This is a genomic window from Streptomyces sp. NPDC091209 (assembly GCF_044757755.1).
GTDB lineage: Bacteria > Actinomycetota > Actinomycetes > Streptomycetales > Streptomycetaceae > Streptomyces.
This window is the reverse complement of record NZ_JBIVVR010000015.1, coordinates 88,969-108,689: the sequence shown is the minus strand read 5'-3', so window position 1 is coordinate 108,689 and position 19,721 is coordinate 88,969. Positions and strand designations below refer to the sequence as shown.

Annotated in this window: 20 protein-coding genes and 2 pseudogenes; 9 read left to right on the top strand and 13 right to left on the bottom strand. The window is 70.0% G+C overall.

Going from position 1 to position 19,721, the window contains the following annotated elements; translation table 11 throughout:
* Positions 1-310: 310 nt before the first annotated feature.
* Entirely contained in the window at positions 311-1,354 is a 1,044-nt protein-coding gene (locus tag ACIQRL_RS34250; protein ID WP_401338891.1) for a chitinase, read from the top strand.
* A 20-nt stretch (positions 1,355-1,374) separates the two neighbouring features.
* On the opposite strand, the gene ACIQRL_RS34245 is transcribed toward ACIQRL_RS34250, so the two are convergent.
* The 5 genes and pseudogenes from ACIQRL_RS34245 to ACIQRL_RS34225 form a co-directional block, all read right to left on the bottom strand.
* Complete coding sequence (locus ACIQRL_RS34245) at positions 1,375-1,974, bottom strand: imidazolonepropionase-like domain-containing protein (protein ID WP_401338889.1); 600 nt, start codon at positions 1,972-1,974, stop codon at positions 1,375-1,377.
* Positions 1,975-1,981: 7 nt separating this feature from the next.
* On the bottom strand, positions 1,982-3,181 hold the full coding sequence (gene mqnC, locus ACIQRL_RS34240; RefSeq protein ID WP_401338887.1) for a cyclic dehypoxanthinyl futalosine synthase: 1,200 nt from the start codon (positions 3,179-3,181) through the stop codon (positions 1,982-1,984).
* 138 nt (positions 3,182-3,319) lie between these two features.
* Positions 3,320-4,057, bottom strand: coding sequence for a prepilin peptidase (locus ACIQRL_RS34235; protein ID WP_401338885.1), 738 nt, complete (start codon positions 4,055-4,057; stop codon positions 3,320-3,322).
* A 205-nt stretch (positions 4,058-4,262) separates the two neighbouring features.
* The gene (locus ACIQRL_RS34230) at positions 4,263-7,361 is read right to left on the bottom strand and encodes a BTAD domain-containing putative transcriptional regulator (protein WP_401338883.1); all 3,099 of its coding nucleotides are present in this window, start codon (positions 7,359-7,361) and stop codon (positions 4,263-4,265) included.
* Between the two features lie 657 nt (positions 7,362-8,018).
* Positions 8,019-8,687, bottom strand: a pseudogene (locus tag ACIQRL_RS34225) (hypothetical protein); the annotation flags it as partial.
* Here ACIQRL_RS34225 and ACIQRL_RS34220 point away from each other — a divergent pair.
* The 8 genes and pseudogenes from ACIQRL_RS34220 to ACIQRL_RS34185 all read left to right on the top strand — a co-directional run.
* Positions 8,686-8,856: pseudogene (locus ACIQRL_RS34220) on the top strand (Scr1 family TA system antitoxin-like transcriptional regulator); the annotation flags it as partial. The pseudogenes ACIQRL_RS34225 and ACIQRL_RS34220 overlap by 2 nt on opposite strands.
* Positions 8,857-8,863: 7 nt before the next feature.
* Positions 8,864-9,067 carry a DUF397 domain-containing protein gene (locus ACIQRL_RS34215; RefSeq protein WP_401338882.1) on the top strand — a complete coding sequence of 68 codons (204 nt, stop codon included), beginning with the start codon at positions 8,864-8,866 and terminating at the stop codon, positions 9,065-9,067.
* Between the two features lie 105 nt (positions 9,068-9,172).
* Positions 9,173-10,759, top strand: coding sequence for a WXG100 family type VII secretion target (locus ACIQRL_RS34210; protein ID WP_401338881.1), 1,587 nt, complete (start codon positions 9,173-9,175; stop codon positions 10,757-10,759).
* Between the two features lie 50 nt (positions 10,760-10,809).
* Positions 10,810-11,508, top strand: coding sequence for a hypothetical protein (locus ACIQRL_RS34205; RefSeq protein ID WP_401338879.1), 699 nt, complete (start codon positions 10,810-10,812; stop codon positions 11,506-11,508).
* Between the two features lie 72 nt (positions 11,509-11,580).
* A complete protein-coding gene (locus tag ACIQRL_RS34200) occupies positions 11,581-12,069 on the top strand; it encodes a hypothetical protein (RefSeq protein WP_401338877.1) in 489 nt (162 codons plus the stop codon).
* Positions 12,070-12,085: 16 nt separating this feature from the next.
* A complete protein-coding gene (locus ACIQRL_RS34195; protein WP_401338875.1) occupies positions 12,086-12,730 on the top strand; it encodes a hypothetical protein in 645 nt (214 codons plus the stop codon).
* 34 nt (positions 12,731-12,764) lie between these two features.
* On the top strand, positions 12,765-13,106 hold the full coding sequence (locus ACIQRL_RS34190) for a hypothetical protein (protein ID WP_401338874.1): 342 nt from the start codon (positions 12,765-12,767) through the stop codon (positions 13,104-13,106).
* Between the two features lie 268 nt (positions 13,107-13,374).
* On the top strand, positions 13,375-13,704 hold the full coding sequence (locus ACIQRL_RS34185) for a hypothetical protein (RefSeq protein WP_401338872.1): 330 nt from the start codon (positions 13,375-13,377) through the stop codon (positions 13,702-13,704).
* Between the two features lie 67 nt (positions 13,705-13,771).
* Here the strand turns inward: ACIQRL_RS34185 and ACIQRL_RS34180 are convergent, their stop codons facing one another.
* The 8 genes from ACIQRL_RS34180 to ACIQRL_RS34145 form a co-directional block, all read right to left on the bottom strand.
* On the bottom strand, positions 13,772-14,239 hold the full coding sequence (locus tag ACIQRL_RS34180) for a TadE/TadG family type IV pilus assembly protein (RefSeq protein ID WP_401338870.1): 468 nt from the start codon (positions 14,237-14,239) through the stop codon (positions 13,772-13,774).
* On the bottom strand, positions 14,236-14,685 hold the full coding sequence (locus ACIQRL_RS34175) for a TadE/TadG family type IV pilus assembly protein (RefSeq protein WP_401338868.1): 450 nt from the start codon (positions 14,683-14,685) through the stop codon (positions 14,236-14,238). The genes ACIQRL_RS34180 and ACIQRL_RS34175 overlap by 4 nt, the downstream gene beginning before the upstream one ends.
* A complete protein-coding gene (locus tag ACIQRL_RS34170) occupies positions 14,685-15,143 on the bottom strand; it encodes a TadE family protein (protein WP_401338866.1) in 459 nt (152 codons plus the stop codon). The genes ACIQRL_RS34175 and ACIQRL_RS34170 overlap by 1 nt, the downstream gene beginning before the upstream one ends.
* 11 nt (positions 15,144-15,154) lie before the next feature.
* On the bottom strand, positions 15,155-15,406 hold the full coding sequence (locus tag ACIQRL_RS34165) for a hypothetical protein (RefSeq protein ID WP_037627216.1): 252 nt from the start codon (positions 15,404-15,406) through the stop codon (positions 15,155-15,157).
* Positions 15,407-15,475: 69 nt separating this feature from the next.
* Positions 15,476-16,399 carry a type II secretion system F family protein gene (locus ACIQRL_RS34160; RefSeq protein ID WP_401338864.1) on the bottom strand — a complete coding sequence of 308 codons (924 nt, stop codon included), beginning with the start codon at positions 16,397-16,399 and terminating at the stop codon, positions 15,476-15,478.
* On the bottom strand, positions 16,396-17,325 hold the full coding sequence (locus ACIQRL_RS34155) for a type II secretion system F family protein (RefSeq protein WP_401339034.1): 930 nt from the start codon (positions 17,323-17,325) through the stop codon (positions 16,396-16,398). Before ACIQRL_RS34155 ends, ACIQRL_RS34160 begins: the two co-directional genes overlap by 4 nt.
* A 197-nt stretch (positions 17,326-17,522) precedes the next feature.
* Positions 17,523-18,833, bottom strand: coding sequence for a CpaF family protein (locus tag ACIQRL_RS34150; RefSeq protein WP_401338862.1), 1,311 nt, complete (start codon positions 18,831-18,833; stop codon positions 17,523-17,525).
* Entirely contained in the window at positions 18,830-19,717 is an 888-nt protein-coding gene (locus tag ACIQRL_RS34145) for a hypothetical protein (protein ID WP_401338860.1), read from the bottom strand. The genes ACIQRL_RS34150 and ACIQRL_RS34145 overlap by 4 nt, the downstream gene beginning before the upstream one ends.
* Positions 19,718-19,721 lie beyond the last annotated feature (4 nt).

The following is a 19,721-nucleotide window of genomic DNA, read 5'->3' as shown; positions in this document are numbered from 1 at the left end:
CGGTAGGACGGGTTTATGTGTCAAAAACTCTGGCTTCCGTGTGAGCCGCCCATGAGGGATGGCCCAACCTGTATTTTCTCTATGAGAATCAAGGAATGTCCGCGCAGCTCAGGACCGATGGATATGGAAGATATGCACCATTACGAAGTCCGAATCACCCGGTTTGTCGCTACTCTCTCTCGTGATTCCGATGCATGATCTCCATTCGGCAATCCGGTCCGGGTGTGACACATTTCCAGTCGGGGAACGACCGTTTGTTTCCGTCCTGGGACAGAAATCGCGAGACATCACGAGAGCGGGTGCGTACACCATGCGGAGTTTCCTGAGGCCGGCCGCGGGAGTTGTCTGCCTGGTGGCCCTGGCCTGTGCGGGGTGCTCCTCGACCGGCGGCGGCGCCTCGGACGCGGCGTCCGCGCGGCCCGGCGGGACGACGGCCGCCGCGGCGTCCCCGAACGCGGGCGCGGCCAAGTCGTCGGCCACCTCGTACGCTCCGTACGTGAGCGCCACGACCGCCGTCGACACCGACTCGGCGGGATCGCCGACCACCTACAACCTGGCCTTCGTGATCTCCGACGGCACCGCCTGCACGCCGAAGTGGGACGGGATGTACGCCATCGGCGACACGGCCGTGAAGTCCCGGACAGCGGCGCTCAAGAAGTCCGGCGCGAGTGTGCGGGTGTCGTTCGGCGGCGCGGACGGCAAGGAGCTGGCGTCGACGTGCGACAGCGCGAGCGCCCTCGCGGCGGCCTACGGCGCGGCCCTGGACGCGGCCGGCTCCACGCAGGCGGACTTCGACATCGAGGGCGCCCAGTTGAGCGCCTCCGGCTCGGTCGCGCGGCGCTCCGAGGCCATCGCGCTGCTCCAGAAGAAGCGCCCCGGCCTGACGGTCTCCTTCACTCTGCCCGTGATGCCGTCCGGCCTCGACGCCGACGGTCTGGCGCTTCTCGAGTCCGCCAACGACCACTCCGTGGACGTCTCGACCGTCAACATCATGACGATGAACTACGGCAGTTCGTACGGCGCCGACATGGGCGACTACGCGATCACGTCCGCGGAAGCAGCCCACGCTCAGCTGAAGAAGGTGTTCGGGCTGTCGGACTCCGACGCCTGGCAGGGGCTCGCGCTCACCTCGATGATCGGCGTCAACGACGTGGCCAACGAGACGTTCGGCCTCTCGGACGCGGCGCAGGTACGGGCGTTCGCCGAGAAGAAGGGGGTCGCCTGGGTGTCGATGTGGGCGTCGTTCCGGGACCAGCAGTGCAAGAAGGGCAGCGCGACGGCGGGCAACGCGTCGACCGACTGCAGTGGTGTGCAGCAGAGTTCGGGGGCGTTCGCGAAGGCGTTCGCCGGCTGAGCCGGCGACACGTGCCGTGATCAGCGGCTCCGGTACACCAGCCGGCCGCCGATCACGGTCGCCACGCAGGTACCCGCACCGCGCCGGACCAGTTCGGCGCGGTCCGCCACGTCGAACACGGCGAACCGGGCGGGACCGCCCGGCACGAGACCCGGCAGCAGGATCAGCGGAGTCGGTGACAGCGCCGCCGGACCCGCGAGCCGGTCCGGCCGCCGTCCGACCGCGAGACCGACCCTGCGCACCGCGTCGACCACGACGCGCGACGTGAGCTCCCCGGCCACCGCCACCGTGCCGTGCGCCAGCAACCGCTGGATCCCGCGCCGCGCGCTCGCGCCGACGCGTGCGGGATCGGCGCGGAAGATCCGCTTGGCCCGCTCCCCGCCGATGGGCTCCGTGCCGAAGCCTTCGGCCTCGCGCGGGTCCGGGTGGTACACGGCCTCCAGGAGCTCCGGGCCGTACGGGTTGAGCAGTCCCGGCGTCAGGATGCCGGGCCAGCGCCGCACCCTCGCGTCCGGGTGGGCGGCGGCCAGTTCCTCGTACGGGCCGACGGCGGCGACGACTGCCCCGTCGACCAGGACCGAGGTCCCGGTCGACTGCTCGGCTACGTGAAGTGTCAGCACAGTGGGATCAGTTGGAGGCGAGTAGCTTCAGCTCGGGGTGCGCCGTGCCGCCCTCGATAGCCGTCGAGGAGATGTGGGACATGACGCGCTCGTCGACCGGGTCGTTCGCCGGGTCGTCGTGGACGACGATGTGCTCGTACGTCGTGGTCCGCTGGGCGGGGACGCGGCCCGCCTTGCGGATCAGGTCGATGATCTCCATGCGGTTGGAGCGGTGCTTGGCTCCGGCGGAGGAGACGACGTTCTCCTCCAGCATGATCGAGCCGAGGTCGTCCGCGCCGTAGTGCAGGGAGAGCTGGCCGACCTCCTTGCCTGTGGTCAGCCAGGAGCCCTGGATGTGGGCGACGTTGTCGAGGAACAGGCGGGCGATCGCGATCATCCGCAGGTACTCGAAGAGCGTCGCGTGCGTACGGCCCTTCAGATGGTTGTTCTCGGGCTGGTAGGTGTACGGGATGAAGGCGCGGAAGCCTCCCGTCCGGTCCTGTACGTCACGGATCATCCGCAGGTGCTCGATGCGCTCGGCGTTGGTCTCGCCGGTGCCCATCAGCATCGTGGACGTCGACTCGACGCCCAGTCCGTGCGCGATCTCCATGATCTCCAGCCAGCGCTCGCCGCTCTCCTTGAGCGGGGCGATCGCCTTGCGCGGGCGCGCGGGGAGCAGCTCCGCTCCGGCGCCGGCGAACGAGTCGAGACCGGCGGAGTGGATGCGCGAGATGGCCTCCTCCACCGACACCTTGGAGATCCGGGCCATGTGCTCGACCTCGGACGCGCCGAGGGAGTGGATGACCAGCTCGGGGTAGGCGCCCTTGATCGCGGCGAAGTGCTTCTCGTAGTACTCGACGCCGTAGTCCGGGTGGTGCCCGCCCTGGAACATGATCTGCGTCCCGCCGAGCTCGACGGTCTCCGCGCAGCGGCGCAGGATGTCGTCGAGGTCGCGCGTCCAGCCCTTGGCGGTGTCCTTGGGGGCCGCGTAGAACGCGCAGAACTTGCACGCCGTGACGCACACGTTCGTGTAGTTGATGTTGCGCTCGATGATGTACGTCGCGATGTGCTCGGTACCCGCGTACCTGCGGCGGCGTACGGCGTCGGCGGCGGCGCCGAGCGCGTGCAGCGGGGCGTCGCGGTAGAGGACGAGCGCCTCTTCCGGGGTGATCCGCCCACCCTCGGCGGCACGGTCGAGGACGGACTGAAGGTCGGCCTTCTCGGTCACCGGGAGCGTCCCTTTCGTAAGGGTTGTGGACAGACGCAACCACCCTACGCCAGCCCACCGCGCGGGCCGACGTCAGGCGGCGTAAGCCCGCCGCACCGACCCACGTCCGGCCGTGTGGGGCCGCGGTGCCGGCCGACGTCAGGCCGTGTAGGCCCCGATCAGAAGTCCCACGTACGCCCCCGCGATCAGGAAGGGGCCGAACGGGATCGACGTCTTGCGCCCCGCGCGCCGCGCGATCACCAGCCCCATTCCGTAGAGGCCGCCGAACAGGAACCCGGCGAAGGTCCCCAGGATCACCACGCTCCAGCCGTACCAGCCGAGCACCGCGCCGAGACCGAGGGCCAGTTTCACATCGCCGAAGCCCATGCCGTTCGGGTTGATGAGGAACAGCACGAAGTACCCGCCCCCGAGGGCGAGTGCCCCGAACAGCGCCGTCGGCCACGCCCCCGCGTGCTCGGGCAGGGCAGCGGCCACCCCGAGCAGGGCGAGCGCGGACACCGCGAGCGGCAGGGTCAGCGCGTCCGGCAGCCGCTGCACCCGGAAGTCGACCACGGCGAGCAGGACGCCGAGCGGCGCGAGCAGCAGCCAGACGGCCAGCTCCGGACGCGTCCCCGTCGCGACGGCGAGGCCCGCGCAGAGCAGCGCGGTGACCGGCGAGACCAGGCGCACGCTCGGGCCGTACGGGGTTCCGCCCGGTGAACGGGCGAGCCCCAGCCAACCGCGCGCGGCCCCGGTGATCGGCTGCCCTTCGGGACAGCGGTCCCGCCACGGCTCGTCCGGCTCGACGGCGAAGCGGTACGCGGGCCGGGGCACCAGGAGCCCGGCCGCCGCGCCCCAGAGCGCGGCGACGACGGTGAGCCAGAGGTAGAGATCCACGCGTTCCCCCAGGAAGATCCGTTACGACGGCCGCAGCCCAGGTGCCGGGCTCGGCCCCGGCACCGGGCTCGGCCCCGGCCGCTCAGCCCCGGCCTTACAAACCCGGCCGCTCAGCCCCGCGAAGGGCGTCCACCTCGCCGGGACGGCCGGATCACCTGGTGTGGCTGTCCCGCCGGTGCGACCGCATCATCGGGGCAGCCGTTTCTCATCCCACCGCGGCCGCGCCGCTTCGCCAATTGGGCAGCAGCTCGTCGAGCAGTGCCTCCGTACGGGGCGGCAGCCCCCGCGCCCCGCTGCGGGAGACCAGATCGGCGGCGAGCCGCTTCAACCGGTCGCTGTCCCCCGTCGCGTGCGTCGCGCGCAGCAGCTCGTTCCAGAGCCGCTCGTCCGCCGGGGCCGAGTTCATCGAGGCGTTCAGCGCCTCGATGGCCTTCTCCGCCCGGTCCTTCTCCAGATGGAACGCGGAGAGAGCGAGGCCGATGTCCGCGACGAGCAGCGGCAGTTGGGCGTCGATGATCTCGTGGGTGAGCCAGCCGTAGCGCCCGCCGGGACGGTCGGCGAGCAGCGGACCGCGGACGAGGACGAGCGCGTCGGTGAGCAACCGCCCGCGCACGACACGGCTGTTGACTCCCTTGCCCTGCGTGGCCTCGTGGTAGAGGGAACGCAGCACGTCCAGGTCGGAGACGACGGACTTGGCGAGCGTGAGCCGTCCGGTCGCGTCGGCGCCGAGGCGGGGGGTGCCGTCGGGGTCGTTGCCGAGCCAGCCGCGCAACCGCTCGACGAGCGCGTCGCGCACGTCCTCGGTGACGCCGCGCGGCCACAGCGCGGAGGACAGCACCCGCGGGTGCACCCCTTCGCGGTGCAGCAGGAGCAGCGCCAGCGCCTCGTGGAGCAGCGGGCTGCGTTCGCCGTCGGGCGTCTCCAGACCGATGATCTCGTACGGGCCCACCAGCCGCGCGTAGACGGCGGGCCGCCCCTGTTCGCTGATGTCGACGAGGAACGGCGGGGAATCCGTCGGACCGTCGGGGCCGCCGTCCGGGTCCGCCTCGACGAAGAGTTCCACGACCGCCCGCTGCTGCGCGACCGGCAGCATCTGCGCGTCGAGTTCGAGGCCGAGCAGCGGCGCGAGCAGTTTGCCCTCGCGGGTGATCTCCATCTCCCATGCGGCGCCCGGCAGTTCGCCGGACTCTGTGCCGACGAGATAGCCGATTCCCAACCGCCCGGCGTCGGCGGACAGTTCGGCTAGCTTGAGGGCGTCCTCGGTGGACGGTTCGACCGCGAGGAGGACGAGGTGCGGGGCCCAACGGGTGTGCTGGGCGGGCCCGGTGCGGCCGGTGAGCACGGAGTCGTGGCCCGCGGCCCCCAGCGCCCCGCGCCGCTGCCGTGTCTCCGCCTCCATCGTCTCGACGAGCGCCTCGACGTCGTCGAGGTGGCGCAGCCGGTTGGGCGCGAGCGGCGTCAGGTCCTCGCCGAAGCCGACGAGCGTGATCGTCATGCGGTCCGACCAGCCGTTGGTGGCCAGCTCGGCGGCGACGGAGGCGAAGACGCCCGCGCGGTCGCTCGCGCTCCCGCTCAGCGAGACGATGCCGGGCACGGCCTCCAGATTGAGCAGCAGCCGCGAGTCGTCCATGGTGCCGAGGCTGACGAGGCCCGGGTAGGGGGCGGCGGTGTCGGTCTCCTCGTACCGCTCGGCGTCCGCCCGTGCCAGCATCCAGAACGTCTGGTCCTGGCCGAGCTGCCACGGCGCGGGCGGCTTTCCGGCGGGCTGGGCGAGCTGGAGGTGCAGATCGCCGTTGCCGCCGAGCCAGGCCGCGTAGACGGTCGGCAGTGGACGCGACTCGGCGGCGAGAGCGGCCGCGAGTCCGCGCAGCGACAGATCGAGGAGGCGTACGGCCTCGGGGTCGGCGCCGACGAGCAACGCGTCCTGGGCGTCCGCGGCGGACCCGGTCGGCACCGGCGGCTCCATGCCGCGCCGTCCGCCGACCGCGCCGAGGGCCGACTGCCACAGGGCCTGGCGGCGGCGCCGGCCGAGGGCGCCGAGGAGGCCCGCGGCGAGGAGGGGCGCGCCGACGAGGGCCTCGGGCAGACCGAACCCGCTCTCCCCGGAGACCTGCGAACTCCGCCCGCCGTCCTGGTGCCGCTGGTTCTGCTCGCCCTGCTGGTTCTGCTCGCCCTGTTCGTCGCGCGCGTCCGAGGCGGCTCCGGAGGAGGCGTGTTCCGGCTGCCGGCCGTCGTCGGCGCCGCGTTCGCCGCCGACGCGCTGCTGGGGCACGTGGATGTGCGCGGTGTCCCGGTCGCCCTGGTCGCTCTGCCGGTTGCCGCCGACGCCCTGCTTGCCGATGCCCTGCTTGCCGCCGGCCTGCTGGTGGTCGCCGGACCTGGAGTAGTCGTGGATCTGCTGCTGGACCTGTTCCGGGATCCCGGGCGCCGCGTCGGGCATCTCGACGAGCTCGCCGCCGTGGGCGTCACCGGGCATCTCCATGATCCAGCCGGGCCGGATGAGGCTGGCCTCGGACAACTTGGACCCGTCGGGCTGCGTACGGTCCTTGTTGAGCTGGTAGATCTCCTTGTACCGGCGTCCGTCGCCGAGGTGCCGCTGCGCGATCTCCCAGAGGGAGTCGTGGTGCCGGCCCTCGGGGGGCTGGATCCGGTAGTACTTCGTGTCGCCGTGCTGGGCGGAGGTGCCGCTGTCCGCTGGGGACGCGGCCTGGGCAGCGGCGTTGGCGGCCTGTTCGGCGACCGCGGCGGCGACGCCTGCAGCCGCTTGCTCCCGCTGCTGCCCGAAGAGGCCCGGGGTCTGCTGGGCGGCGGCGACGGACCCGTGCTGGTTGCCCTCCAGGCCCTGGCCGAGCTGCGAGAGGCCCGGCGTGAAGCTCGCGGCGGCGGCGCCGACGAGCAGGAGCGCCGCGACGAGCTGACGGGCCAGCAACTGGCTCGGCCCGCCGCCCGGTACGCGGTTCGGCAGTCCGACGCCCGACAGCGCGGCCTTCATCTCGACGAGCACGCAGGCGGTGAACTGCGCCCACGCGAACCACACGATGACCGTCAGCACGTGGATGAACGTGCCGACGGTGATCTCCTGCTGGAGCCAGTCCAGCGAGGGCGCTCCGTGCGGCAGCGGCCACCCCACGGCGACGACGAGCGCGCCGGGCACGCCGACGAGCAGCACCAGCAGGGCGACGAACGCCCCGAACGCCTTCACGAAGTCCCCGAACGTCCGACGACGCCGGGGCAGGGGCTGCGGCGTCCGATTCCTCGGACCCGGCGAGCCGCCCGTCGAACTGGAAGTGGTGCGTCGCGCCATGGCGGGTGTCCTGGGGTCGTGGGCCGAGTGGGGAGGGCGTGAGTTCGGGGGTGAACCGAGCCTACTGAGAGTTTAAGGAGGGTGTCGAAGACCGGACAGAGGCCAACAGCCGGCAGCCGCCCGTTTCGTCACCAACCGCCCGGTAGAGCCGAGTTGCCGTACCGCCCCTGCATCCCTCGACCCCCTTCACCCTTCACGCCCTTCACAACATCCGCAGGACGGTCCTCGCGATCCCCGCACAATCACCCTGTTGGCGCCTCAAGGCTCTCGATGACGGCAAGGCGCGACTGTGGACGTCGTACTCGCACGGGGTCCCGGCGCTCAAGAGGCTGACGGTTACCGGCGAGGTCGACGAAAGGGTCAACAGCCGCGGGGCCCACGTGAGCCGTCCACCAGCCCATGAGTGGTCCGTGCTGGGCAAGGACGGCGATCCGGTACCGGGTGACCCGGATGCCATCGCCCTGCTCGGCCGGTCACTCCGCGACATGGCGAACGACATTCAGCGTGAAGCGGGTGACGTCGAGGCGCTGTGCGGTGTCGAGTCCTGGAAGTGCAAGGCGGCCGACGCCTTCCGCGACACGGCAGAGCGCACAGACACCAGCGCCCAAAACATCCGGCCGGAACGCCTCGGGTCCGCACCTCTCCCCGACGGGCACCTCAGGGCCGGTCGTCGGCGAACAGATCCTCCGCCGTCCTCGCGTTCACCGCACGCCTCGCCCAGGTTTCGAGCTGCTCCAGGTCGGTGCTCGCTCGGACGCGTTCACGGACCGCGTCCGAGACCGGGATGCCGCGCCACTCGAGAATGCGCAGCGTCATCTCGACGTGAGACTCGGCGCGGCCTTCCTCCCGGCCTTCCTCTCGGCCCTCCTCCCGCACCTGCTCGGCCACCGGGTGCCGGAAGAAGTAGTTGATCGTCGCCATCAGGTCCCTCCAGATCTGCTTCGCCCGGGGATCGACCAGGCACGAGTCGACGAACTGCACGAAGACCGCCGCGCTTTCGGAATCGACGGTCCGCAGGGCGGTAGCCAGGGATTCCAGTATGGCGGCAGCCTGCGGCCCCTTGCCATGTGTCATGGCCGAGAGAACCGCGAGGGGTACATCCCGCTCGGCCTCCCGTTCGTCCGCGATCACCGGAACGTTGTCCGGTCCCAGCACGAGCGGCCGTACGGTCAGCGAATGCCACCCTGGCAGTCCGAGCCGGATGGGACGGGCCGCCCAGCGCGCGGTGGCGCTGCTCGGGGTGATGACGATGAGCACCGGCTCACAGCGGTACTTCGCGTAGAGATACGCCAGGTAGTACGCCCAGCTGCCGCGCTTGTCCTCGTCCGTCCCTCAACTGGACACCGTCGTGCGTGACGCACCGCACGCCTCGGCCTTCGTGGATTCCGAAGCTCAACTCGGCGGGTTTCGAACGCTCTTCCGTAGCGTGGAGGATGTGTCACTCGAACCCGCAAGGTCGCGTGACTTCATCCACAGACTGACGAAGGAACTGTGAGGCGCCCATGACGACCCCGCGCAGTTGGCAGAAGTCCTCCTTCTCCGGCGGCGGCGAAGGCAACGCCTGCGTCGAGCTCGCCTCCGCCCCCGCCACCCTCCACCTCCGCGAGTCCGACGACCCCGTCACCGTCCTCTCCACCACCCCGGCCTCCCTCGACCACCTCCTCGAGGCCATACGCACCGGAGCGGTCACCCCGCCCCGGACGTAACAACCCTTCGACGAAGCCTCGTTCGGCGTTCCACCAGCAACGATCAACGCGCTACGTTCACACGTACGTTCTGATGCAGAGGTTGCAGGTGTTACGGGGGAACACGTGTCGAACAGGCCGGCCGACTGGCACATACTCGACCTGGATCACGACCCGACTCCGGGCGACCCGCAGCGCGTACGCAAACTCGCGGGCTCGCTGCACGACTTCGCCGACGACGTCGCGGACATCCTGCGGGACGTCAAGGGGCTGGCGAACGACGACGCGGTCCTGAAGTCGGCGGGCAAGACGGCGGACGCCTTCGCGTCGGAGTTCGAGGACGTCCCAGGCCAGCTCAAGAAGCTCAAGAAGTCCTACGACGTCGCGGGCGACGCGCTCGCCTCGTACTGGCCGGACCTGGACGACGCCCAGCAGAAGGCGGACAAGGCGCTGCGCGACGGCCGCAGGGCCCGCCAGGATCTGTCCACGGCCAGAACCGCGCTCTCGGGCGCCGACGACTGGGTGCACACGGCCACCGCGAAGGCCGACTCCTACGACCCGGACAAGCACCGGGGCAAGAACGTGCCCCCGCCGGACGAGGCCGATGTCCGGCGCGCGACGCGTGACGCCCAGCACGCCAAGGAGCGGCAGACCGCCGCACAGAAGGACGTCGACGACGCCCAGGGACTGCTGGACGCGGCGAAGAAGCTCGCCGCCCACGCGAAGGGACTGCGCGAGGACGCCGCCCGGCGCACGGTGAAGAAGCTGCACGAGGCGTCCGACGCCGGCATCCACAACCGCCACTGGTGGGAGGAGCCCGTCGACTGGGTCTCCGACCACTGGGACGAGATCGTCACGGTGTGCAAATGGGTCGTGACGATCGTCGGGGTCATCGTGATGATCGTGGGCGGCCCGCTGGGCTGGCTGGTCTTCGCGGCAGCCCTCGTCGTCCTCGCGGACACGATAAGAAAGATGCTCAACGGCCAAGCCGGCTGGGGCGATCTGATCTTCGCGGTCCTCGACTGCATCCCCGCCACCAAGGGCTTCACGAGCCTCGCCAAGATGGGCAAGCTCTGGAAACTGGGCGGTCTGCGCGCCTTGGGCGGCGCCTTCATGAAGGGCATCGGCGGGGGGCTGCTGAAGACAGCCCGGAACCTCAGATCGGGCGAGGCCCTCCGGGGTATCTACCGCCCGTTCAAGGGATCCACGCGCCTCTTCGGGGGGACCATTCCGTACCGCGAGCTGTCCCCCAAGGCACGCCGGCTCGCCAAAGCGCTGACACGCGGCCCCGTGCGCATCAGCCCCAACGAGGTGAATGTCTCGCACATGGCCGAACTCCAGAAGTTCCACGGTGTCGAGCATGCCGTAATCCAGAATCCGGCCGGTGAACTGCGACTGTTCCAAGGGACGGAACTAACCACCAGGATTCCCGATGAACTGGCCGACGACGGCTACAAGTTCATCGCCCACACGCACCCCGAGGACCGAATACCCGGGCCTCCGGACGAGTTGGAAGCCGCACGCAACACCAGGAACAGCATGACCCGCGACCTGGACAACAAAATGAGTCCCCACATGGAAGTCGTGATCAGCCGGGACGGAAATCTGAGATTCTTCGACAACAACGGGGTGTTGGAGCTGCCTCAAGGAACCTATCCCCCTGGCGGACCCATCGGTGACCGGGGCGGGCTAGTTCCTGTGCCCGGCATATAGTCCAAGCACTCGGTGAAGCAGGCTCCCGAGACCTGACCAGCAGGAGAACCATGCCCGACATCAACCGTTGCCAGATCTGCGGCGAAGCGGCTCCCCCGATCGACGGCCAGTGTGGAGAGATCACCGGATACCGCCTGGTTCGGGATCCCTGGTCCGATTCCCCGTCCTTCCTCGACGGCAATCTCCACTTCTCATGCCTTGAGCAATCGGACAGACGCGGCGAGTTCCACGCGGAATTCGTCCACCTCGTTCAGGCCGGGCACGAAGAGATCCCCGGTCTGGAAGCGTCGCACCCGCCGTTGACAAGGATGGGCCTGAGCATGCGCCCTGTCTTCTCGGGAGACGAGTGCGACATTTTCCAGAGCCGGATGTCCGATCGCTGGATGCTCGTGAAGAAGACCGGTCCATGGTTCGGCTTCGGCCTCCCCCAGCTCCAGGCCATCGGCTCGGGCGCACTTCCGGTCTCTTCCTCGGACGTGACCCGTTATCGGCTTCCCGTCGATCTCGGGGACGATGTCGGCGCGTACGGCCTTTCCGAGCTGCTGGATTCCCTCGGAGTGGCGCACAGGTACGCCGACGCGGCCGAGCTGGCCCGAGTGGAATACCGCTTCGTCGACTACTACGCGCCGAAGAGGCTCCTCGACTACGTGGCCGCGGCGCCCCTTTCCCTGCCCGAGGAAGCCATCGCTTTCCTCGCCGCCCACGCGAAGACGTACGCCCCCGTCACCTTCGACGAAGAGGACGCGTGATCGAGTACACGTACAAGGAAGGCCCGTGGGCCGAGACCGCGGTGACGCTGGTCGTCCGCAAGCAGAATCTGGATGCCGATCTCGTGGCCCGGACCATCTCGCTCCCTTCGACGTTCATGGGGCACCCCCCGAGCCGCCCTGCTCATCACCGGGCGGAAGCTGGAACCGCAGGACATCACCGCCGAGTCGGGCATCACTCCCACGTTCTCCGGGGAGGCGACGCGCGATGCGTCGTTCCGTCCCGGCGAGGGATGCTGGGCACTCCAGGTGTCCGGTGCGCCGGAGCAGGGATTCGACGGGCTCGTCGACGAACTGGTCGCGCTCATTTCCCCCGCTCCGGGAAAGATCCAGAACATCCGCCGCCGGGGAGACTCCGTGCAGCTGGACCTGAGCGGTCACGTCCGGAGCGGGTCCCGGGCCGTCCTCTCCTCTCACGTACTGGCGTGCGCGGCCCGACCGGGGCTGCCTGTGTCCCTCACCACCGACGCCGATCCTCCCGCCCGGTCCGAGGATCTGCTGGACTGGCTGCCGGCCCCGGACGGATCGCACCGGGCTATCTGAAAGAAGGCATCCGCCCTTGACCGCAAGCTCCGCCTCCCCGGAGAGCCCGGGCCTGTCCTCGGGGTTCTCCCTGTCCGTCCCGGACTCCTGGTGGGAGTTCGACATCCGCCCGGAGGGCCGGGACGCGACCGTCCGCGGCCTCGTCGACGAGCGGATCCGTGAGGTTCCCGAACTCGCCGATTACCGAGGCGATCTGGCGGCCGTGCTGCGCAAGATGGCTAAGGACGCGTACGACTCGGGGGCCGTTTACATGGGCTGCATGGCCGAGAACTTCGACGGCGTTCCGCTGACCGCGACCCTCACCGTGTCGGTGCTGGGTTCCCAGAACAAGCGGGGCGTGGCCCTGTCGACCGACCCGCGTGCGATCGCGGAGAGCCTGCGGACCGTCACGGCCCGCCGTGAGGGTGACGCCTGGCGCACGGTCACTACCGTCGACATCCCTCAAGTCGGCGTTGCCGCGCGGACGTTCGGCGTCGAGGACATACCCGTCGCGCAGGGCGACACCCGTACCCTTCGTATGGTGCTGACCCAGACGTACATCCCGGTCCCGGGAACCACCGACCAGGTCGTTCTCGTCTCCGGGGCCAGCCCGGTGCTTGACCTGGCCGAGGCGTTCCACGACATCTTCGACGCGGTGACCGGCACCTTCCGGTTCGTCTGACCGGGACTTCAGGACTCCAGGAGGGGGACCCGACATGAGCGGTGGCGGCAAGAGCGACCTCGCGCTCCCGCTGAGCGAGCTGGAGGACTACGGCGGCCGGCTGCGGGACATCAAGACCCGGCTGAACCACACCAAGAAGCTCTTCGAGTCCTACCAGGACGACCTCGGCGACCACACCGTCTACGACGCCCTGGACGACTTCGAGTCCGGCTGGGAGGACGGCCGCGAGGACATCGGCCAGGCCCTCGACGCCCTCGCGAAGATGTCCGACGCCGTCGTCCGCGAGTTCAAGAAGCTCGACGACGATCTGGCCAAGCAAGTACAGGACGGCGTGAAGCAGGAGGACGGCAAGGGGGGCCAGGGCGGGCCGAAGTAGCCTGCGGGCGTTCGCGACCTCTCATTCTCCGCCGCCACGGCTCCCAAGAGCTGACCACCAGCAGTAACTGGAGCTGCCTGTGTCCCTCACGACGGACGCCGATCCCCCCACGCGATCCGAGGACCCCCTGGACCGGCTGCCGGCCCCGGACGGATCGCACCGAGATCAGCCCCGAGGGCAGGACAACGCCCGAACGGCTCAGACAGTTCGCCCCGCAGGGTTCTTTTCCGAACTGGCCCCGGGGTGGGGACTCCCTCTGGACGGGCCCATGCGGGACTCCGTGAAGGCGACGGGAGAACCGGACGAGGCGAAAATCATCGCCTATCTCAGAAATGGTGCGGGAATCTGGAGCGAGATGAGCGCGGGGCCCGATGTCCTGGACCCGGACGCTCCCGTCCTGTCCGGCGTCGGTTCGCTCTACACGGACGGAACCTGGCTGTGGCGCCAGGATCTGCTGTACTACCTCGGCACGTACCACGTCTGCCTGCCCCGGGATTTCCTCACGCACGTCAGGAAGGCCCGGTACCGGGTTCCGGCCGTGCCCGAGACACGGCTGCTGGAGATCCTGGCGCGGGATCTCGGGATCGCCGTGGATTGAGCGATGTCCGGGTGAGGGCGGGCGACCTGAGGAGGATACGAGGTCGATCAGCCGCCCGGCGCCCGTCTCAGCCCACCTCGTTCTCCGCCACCGCGCTGCCGTGGACGACCACGTCGCCGCCGTAGAACATGCCGGTGAAGACCGGCGAATAGGTCAACCGGACCTCGACCTGAACCTGTTCGGCGTCGGCCGTCACGCAGTGGGTGGCGGCGATGTCGGCGCCGGACATGCCCATCTCGCGGGCGAACGCCTTCACGCGGGCGTCGCAGTCCTGGAAGTTGATGGGCGCCGGGCCGTTCTGGTTCTCGTAGAGGGACTCGAGGTCTATGTCCTGGGCGGCGTAGCGGGCCGCCTGTTCGGCGATGTCTGCGGCGCGTTCCCGCTTGGAGATGGACAGGCCGCCGTCGATGACGAAGGCCGAGAGCGACAGGAAGACGAGCGCGAAGATGATGACCGCGCCCGCGCCCGAGCCCCGGTCGTCCAGGCGTGCGCGGCGTGCCGCGACCCAGCCGCCTACAGCGGAACGCGGCGTCATGCCGTCCTCCGGAACGGGTCGAGCGGCGAGCTGAAGCTGGCCTGCAGGGTGGTGGGCACGTCGAGGCCGATCATCGCGAGCCCGCGCACCTCACAGCTCACCTCGACGGTGAAGAGGGTGTCCGGTGCGAAGCCCGCGCTGGTCTGCGTCACGGCCACCGGGCCCGAGCAGATGTCTCCGAGGTCGGCCTCGGCCGCCTTCCTGGCCTCGGCCATGGCGGTCCCGTGGTCCTTCTGGATCGAGCCGGCCCGTGCCGCGTCCCGAGCGGCACCGTCCAACGCGCCACGCCCGTTGACCAGTTGCCCGAAGGCCACGAGTACCAGAATGAAGAGAATCATCACCGGGGCGAGGATCACCACCTCGATCGTGGACAGCCCCCGGTCGCGCCGAGGGCCGGACACGGACACGCGGTGCCGCAGGACGGTGAACAGGGCCTTGGATCGCATCAGTTCCCCTCCTTCACGAACCGCTCCACCGGGCCCGCCGACCGCGCGTGCACCGTCAGGTCCAGACCCGGGAACACCGCGGGAACCCGCGCTGTGATCTCGACGCCCACGGTGTTCTGCTCCGGCTGGAGCATCGTCACGTCGGGCGACAGCACCAGCTTCGGGCCGAGCTGGCGGATGTAGCTGTCGACGACGTCACCCGCCTCGCCGCGCCACGCGCCGGGCTGCGCGTCGGCGGTGGCGCGGGCCTTGCGGGCGCCCGCCTGGGCCGCCGCCTGGGCCACATGGTCCGCGAAGAAGTACAGCGCGAACTGCACCGTCGCGAAGATCATGAAGAAGAGCACCGGAGTGAGCAGCACGAACTCGATCGCGGTCATGCCGGAGTCGCCGCGGGCGGAGGCTGCCTCCACCCTGCGGCGCACCCAACGACGTAGCCCTCGATGTTCGCGCACTCGCATCCCCGTACGGCTCAGCAGGTCTTGCCCGCGTCGGCGCCCTTGATGCAGTTGCCGACCTTGTTGGCGCCGTCGCTCAGCGCGGCGTTGATGATCGCGGCGACCACGCCGACGATCGCGACGACGACGGCGGAGATGATGACCCATTCGACCGCGGACGCACCCCGGTCGAGTTCGCCGGAGCGGGCACGCTGCACCCGGCCCTGGAGGAAGGTGATCAGGAAGTCCACCCCCGGGATCCCGGTGCTGAAGTTCCGTCCGTTCATGGTGAGTTGTCCTCTCGAAGGATAGTGGTGGTCGGCTGGTGACGCTTCGGGCCCCGCGGACGAGGACGATCAGACCTGGAACACACGCATCGCCGCCGGGAAGATAAGGAAGACCAGGAAGCCCGCGCACAGCAGCAGTTGGGCGACCAGCATCGACTGCGACTTCTCACCCGCGCTGCCCTCGATCTCGGAGAGTTCGCGGTGGCGCATCGTCTCGGCGCGCGAGGCGAGCGATTCCCGCACCTTGGCGCCGTCGTCCGCGACCAGCGCCAGGGAGGCGGACAGATCCTTGAGCTCCTCGACGCCGAGTTCCTCACCGAGCGAGCCGAGCGCCTGCCACTGGCTGATGCCGGTGATCCGGGCGTCGGCCAGCGCGTTGCGGATGCGCTGCGTGGCCCAGCCGTCGGAGATCTCGGCGGCGGCCATCAGCGCCTCGGGCAGGCCGCGGCCGCCGGCCAGGCTCATCGACACCAGGTCCAGATACGCGCCGATCACCCGGCGCAGGTCGCGCCGCTTGGCCACCGCGTCCCGTCGTACCTCCAGATCCGGCAGGAAGAAGAAGACGATCGCGAAGAGCAGCGCGAGCCAGACCGGGATGATCGGGCTGCGGCCGACACCGAGCGTCCAGACGACGGCGAAGAGGAACGGGCCGAAGAAGACACCGCCGGCGGCCAGCAGCACCTTCGTCGCGAGGAACCTCTCCCAACTCCGGTCCAGCACCGCCAGATCGGCGCGCAGCGAGCGCTGCTCCCAGCCCTGCTGGAGATACAGCTCGGCGACACGGGCGCCCACCTGGGCACGGAGGCTGCCGAACCGCCCGCTGTCCTGCCGCCCGTGATGCGCGGACTCGTACGCCGCGCCGCGGGCCCGCATCGCGTCGATGCGGGCGACCTGCGCGACCGCGCTGCGCTTCGACGGCATGAGCGCGCGGACCAGGGCGTAGACGCCCAGGCCCAGAACGGCGCCGATCAGGATCGGCATGGTCAGGTTCATCGGCGTACCGCCTCATCCCCAGGAGCCGGTGTACGGGGTCGAACGAACCGCACGGACGACTCGTCCCGCACCAGGAACCGCTCCGGCGTCTCGATCGTGGACAGCTTGCGCAGCCACCAGAAGCCCAGGCCGAACAGGCCGCAGACACAGGCGAGGACGAGCTGTCCGACCGCCGTGCCGTACGGCTGGACGAACTCGCGATTGAAGATCGACAGCCCGAGAACGAAGGCGATGGAGACCGCGACGACGATCTGCACGGAGCGGCGGGTCGAGGCGCGCTGGGCCATCACCCGCTGCCGCATGTCGACCTCCTCGCGCGCCGACTTGGCCAGCGCGCCCAGCACTTGGCGCAGACCGGGACCACGCAGCCGTGCGTTGAGGATCAGCGCGGCCACGATGATGTCCGCGGACGCGTCGTCGATCTCGTCGGCCAGTTGCTGCAGGGCATCGGGCAGCGGGGTCCGGGAACGCAGCCGGTCCACCAGCGCGTCGAGATGCGGGCGCAGTACGGGGGCGGAGGCGCGCGCCGAGGCGGGGATGGCCTGCTCCAGGCCGACCGCGCCCGCGATGGTGTCGCGCAGCGACTCGGTCCAGGACGCCAGCGCCTCCACACGGCGCATCGCGGCCCGCTCCTCCGAGGCGCCGCCGAAGAGCTTGTCCCAGAAGAAGACGAGGATGCCGGCCGCGATACCGGCGACCGCCCAGCGGGTGAGGAGGAGCACGACGAGGCCGGCGATGGCGGCGATCGAGCCGCGCTGTCCGGCGAACCGGATCAGTTCACTCGCGCGTTCGCTCGCCTTCTGCTTCTCGTGCTCGGGCTTGGCGGGCAGCCCGCGCACGGCGACGGCGAACAGCGCGAGGCCGCCGCCGACGGCGATCCCGCACCCGAGCGCGTACAGCACGGGGAGCGAGAACAGACCGCCCATGGAGCCGAGCGAGTCGAGCGCCGCGAGTGACGTCCTGCCTGTCGCCGTCCCCGACGCCACGGCGGACGTCATGTCGGCCGTGATGCCGGACGTGATTCCGGACGTCGTCCTTGATGCCGTGTTCGGGATCAGGCCCGCTGCCATGCCGGACGTCAGGTCCGGCGTCATCCCGAATGTCATGTGCTGGGTCATCGTCATCACCAATTCCCGCTGCCGGGCAGCCGGTAGCCCTGCGCGACGAGTTCGTCGAGGCAGGCGATGGGCGCGTGCGGGACGATCCGGCCGTCCGGGGCCTCGGCGAACACCTCGCTGGACAGCACCCGTCCGTCGACGCCGTTGACCTCGCGCACGGAGGTCACCATGCGCTGGAGGCGGCCGCCGGACTCGTAGTCGTTGCGCCGCTGGATGAAGACCACGAAGTTCACCGCGCCCGCGATGAGCATCTGGCTCGCCTCGATGGGCAGTCGCTCGGTCGCCTGGAGCGCGTACGTGGAAATGCGGTTGAAGACCTCGCTGGAGCTGTTCGCGTGGATCGTGGAGAGCGAGCCGTCGTTGCCCTGCGACATCGCGTTGAGCATCGTCACGATCTCGTCGCCGAGGACCTCGCCCACGATGACACGCGAGGGGTTCATACGCAGCGAGCGGCGGACCAACTCGGCCATGGTGATGGCGCCTTGGTCCTCCGAGTTGGGCAGGCGCTCCTCGAAGGCCACCACGTTCGGGTGCAGATCGGCGAAGGCGTCGAGGCCGAGTTCCAGGGCGCGTTCGACGGTGATGAGGCGCTCGTACGGCGGGATCTCGTTGGCCAGCGCGCGCAGCAGCGTCGTCTTGCCCGCGTTGGTGGCGCCCGCGATCATGATGTTCTTACGGGCCCGGACGGCGCAGGCGAGGAAGTGCGCGACCTCGGGGGTCAGCGTCCCGTTGCCCACCAGGTCGGACATGAAGACCTTGCCCATGCGCGCGCGGCGGATCGACAAGGCCGGCCGGCGGGTCACGTCCATGACGGCGGAGAGGCGGGAGCCGTCCGGCAGCCGGAGGTCGAGCTGCGGGTTGGCGGAGTCGAAGGGCCGGGACGACAGACCCGAGTAGGCGCCGAGGACCTGGATCAGCTCGATGAGTTCTTCGTCGGTCTCGGCGACGGAGTCCCCCTTCGTCTCCCGGCCGTCGGCGTAGCCGATGAAGACCTGGTCGTACCCGTTGATGTCGATGTTCTCGACCTCCGGGTCGTCCAGCAGCGGCTGGAGGCGGCCGACGCCGAAGAGCGCGGCGTGCACGGCCGCCGCGTACTGCTCCTCGGTCTCCGCGTCCAGCGGCGTCCGGCCGAGGTTGATCTCGGTGCGGGCGTAGTCCTCGAGTATCTGGGCGATGACGGCGCGGGCGTAGTGCCGCTCGTCCTCGTTGGACATCGGGGTGACGCCGCGGACCTGGTCCTCGCGGCGCTGCTCGGAGATGCGGTCACCGGCGTCCTGCCGGAACCGCTTGACCAACTGGTGGTCGACAGCGGTCATCGGCCGGCTCCGGCAGCGGGCTGCCCGTGCGTCCCGGCCGTGCCGTGAGGTCCGTGCGTCCCGTGGGGTCCGTCGGCGGGTACGGACCAGGCGGCGCCGTACTGCTGGTACAGATCCGCGGTCACCTTGCGGGCCGAGCGGATGAGCAGCGACTTGTCGAGGCGGCCGCGTCTGCGTCCGGCCAACTGGTCGGCGCCCGCGGGGTCGTCGGCGAGCGTGCCCACGACGCGGGCACCCGTCTGGGCCGCCACGAGCATGTCGTTGACCTGGTGGACGAGTTTGGCGGAGTCGCCCGGGTCGGCGACGAGGACGACGCCGATGAACGGGGTCGCGAGTCCGGCGGCGCCGCGCGGGCCGCCGTGCAGCTTGGCGGAGAGGGCGGCGGCACGGTCGCGGACGCGCGCGATGGCCTCGGGCTCGGTGCGGGAGAGCAGGAGGACCAGGGCGGCGTGCGGGAAGAGTTCGAGGGCCGGGGTGTCTCCGCTGATCCGTCCGCAGTCGGCGATGACGTCGGCGGGCGCGTTCGGGGAGTCGGCGAGCTGCGCGAACGCCCGGCCCAGGGTGGGCCAGAGTCCGGCGAGACCAGCGGCCTGCTCGGCGATACCGAGTCCGACGAGGACTTCGAGTCCGCCGCTCAACGGCTGTACGTGGTCCCAGAGTTGGTCGGGCACGAGACCGCGCCTGGCGGTCGCCGCGATCGACAGCATGCCGGTGTTGGGGTTCAGCGGCCCGCCGTGGGCCGCCGCGCTCCGGTACACGAGGTCACCGCCGGCCGGGTCGGTCTCGGCGAGCAGGACCCTGCGGGGCCAGACCGCGGAGAGCGCCACCGCTGCGGTGGTGACTCCGGGGGAACCCTTGTCTGCGGCGAGGGCGATGAGCGCCATGTCT

Coding starts and splice junctions, on each gene's coding strand:
- ACIQRL_RS34250 (WP_401338891.1), top strand. CDS start 311: ATGCGGAGTTTCCTGAGGCCGGCCGCGGGAGTTGTCTGCCTGGTGGCC.
- ACIQRL_RS34230 (WP_401338883.1), bottom strand. CDS start 7,361: ATGGCGCGACGCACCACTTCCAGTTCGACGGGCGGCTCGCCGGGTCCG.
- ACIQRL_RS34215 (WP_401338882.1), top strand. CDS start 8,864: ATGACGACCCCGCGCAGTTGGCAGAAGTCCTCCTTCTCCGGCGGCGGC.
- ACIQRL_RS34205 (WP_401338879.1), top strand. CDS start 10,810: ATGCCCGACATCAACCGTTGCCAGATCTGCGGCGAAGCGGCTCCCCCG.
- ACIQRL_RS34200 (WP_401338877.1), top strand. CDS start 11,581: ATGCCGATCTCGTGGCCCGGACCATCTCGCTCCCTTCGACGTTCATGG.
- ACIQRL_RS34190 (WP_401338874.1), top strand. CDS start 12,765: ATGAGCGGTGGCGGCAAGAGCGACCTCGCGCTCCCGCTGAGCGAGCTG.
- ACIQRL_RS34185 (WP_401338872.1), top strand. CDS start 13,375: ATGCGGGACTCCGTGAAGGCGACGGGAGAACCGGACGAGGCGAAAATC.
- ACIQRL_RS34180 (WP_401338870.1), bottom strand. CDS start 14,239: ATGACGCCGCGTTCCGCTGTAGGCGGCTGGGTCGCGGCACGCCGCGCA.
- ACIQRL_RS34175 (WP_401338868.1), bottom strand. CDS start 14,685: ATGCGATCCAAGGCCCTGTTCACCGTCCTGCGGCACCGCGTGTCCGTG.
- ACIQRL_RS34170 (WP_401338866.1), bottom strand. CDS start 15,143: ATGCGAGTGCGCGAACATCGAGGGCTACGTCGTTGGGTGCGCCGCAGG.
- ACIQRL_RS34165 (WP_037627216.1), bottom strand. CDS start 15,406: ATGAACGGACGGAACTTCAGCACCGGGATCCCGGGGGTGGACTTCCTG.
- ACIQRL_RS34160 (WP_401338864.1), bottom strand. CDS start 16,399: ATGAACCTGACCATGCCGATCCTGATCGGCGCCGTTCTGGGCCTGGGC.
- ACIQRL_RS34155 (WP_401339034.1), bottom strand. CDS start 17,325: ATGGGCGGTCTGTTCTCGCTCCCCGTGCTGTACGCGCTCGGGTGCGGG.
- ACIQRL_RS34150 (WP_401338862.1), bottom strand. CDS start 18,833: ATGACCGCTGTCGACCACCAGTTGGTCAAGCGGTTCCGGCAGGACGCC.
- ACIQRL_RS34145 (WP_401338860.1), bottom strand. CDS start 19,717: ATGGCGCTCATCGCCCTCGCCGCAGACAAGGGTTCCCCCGGAGTCACC.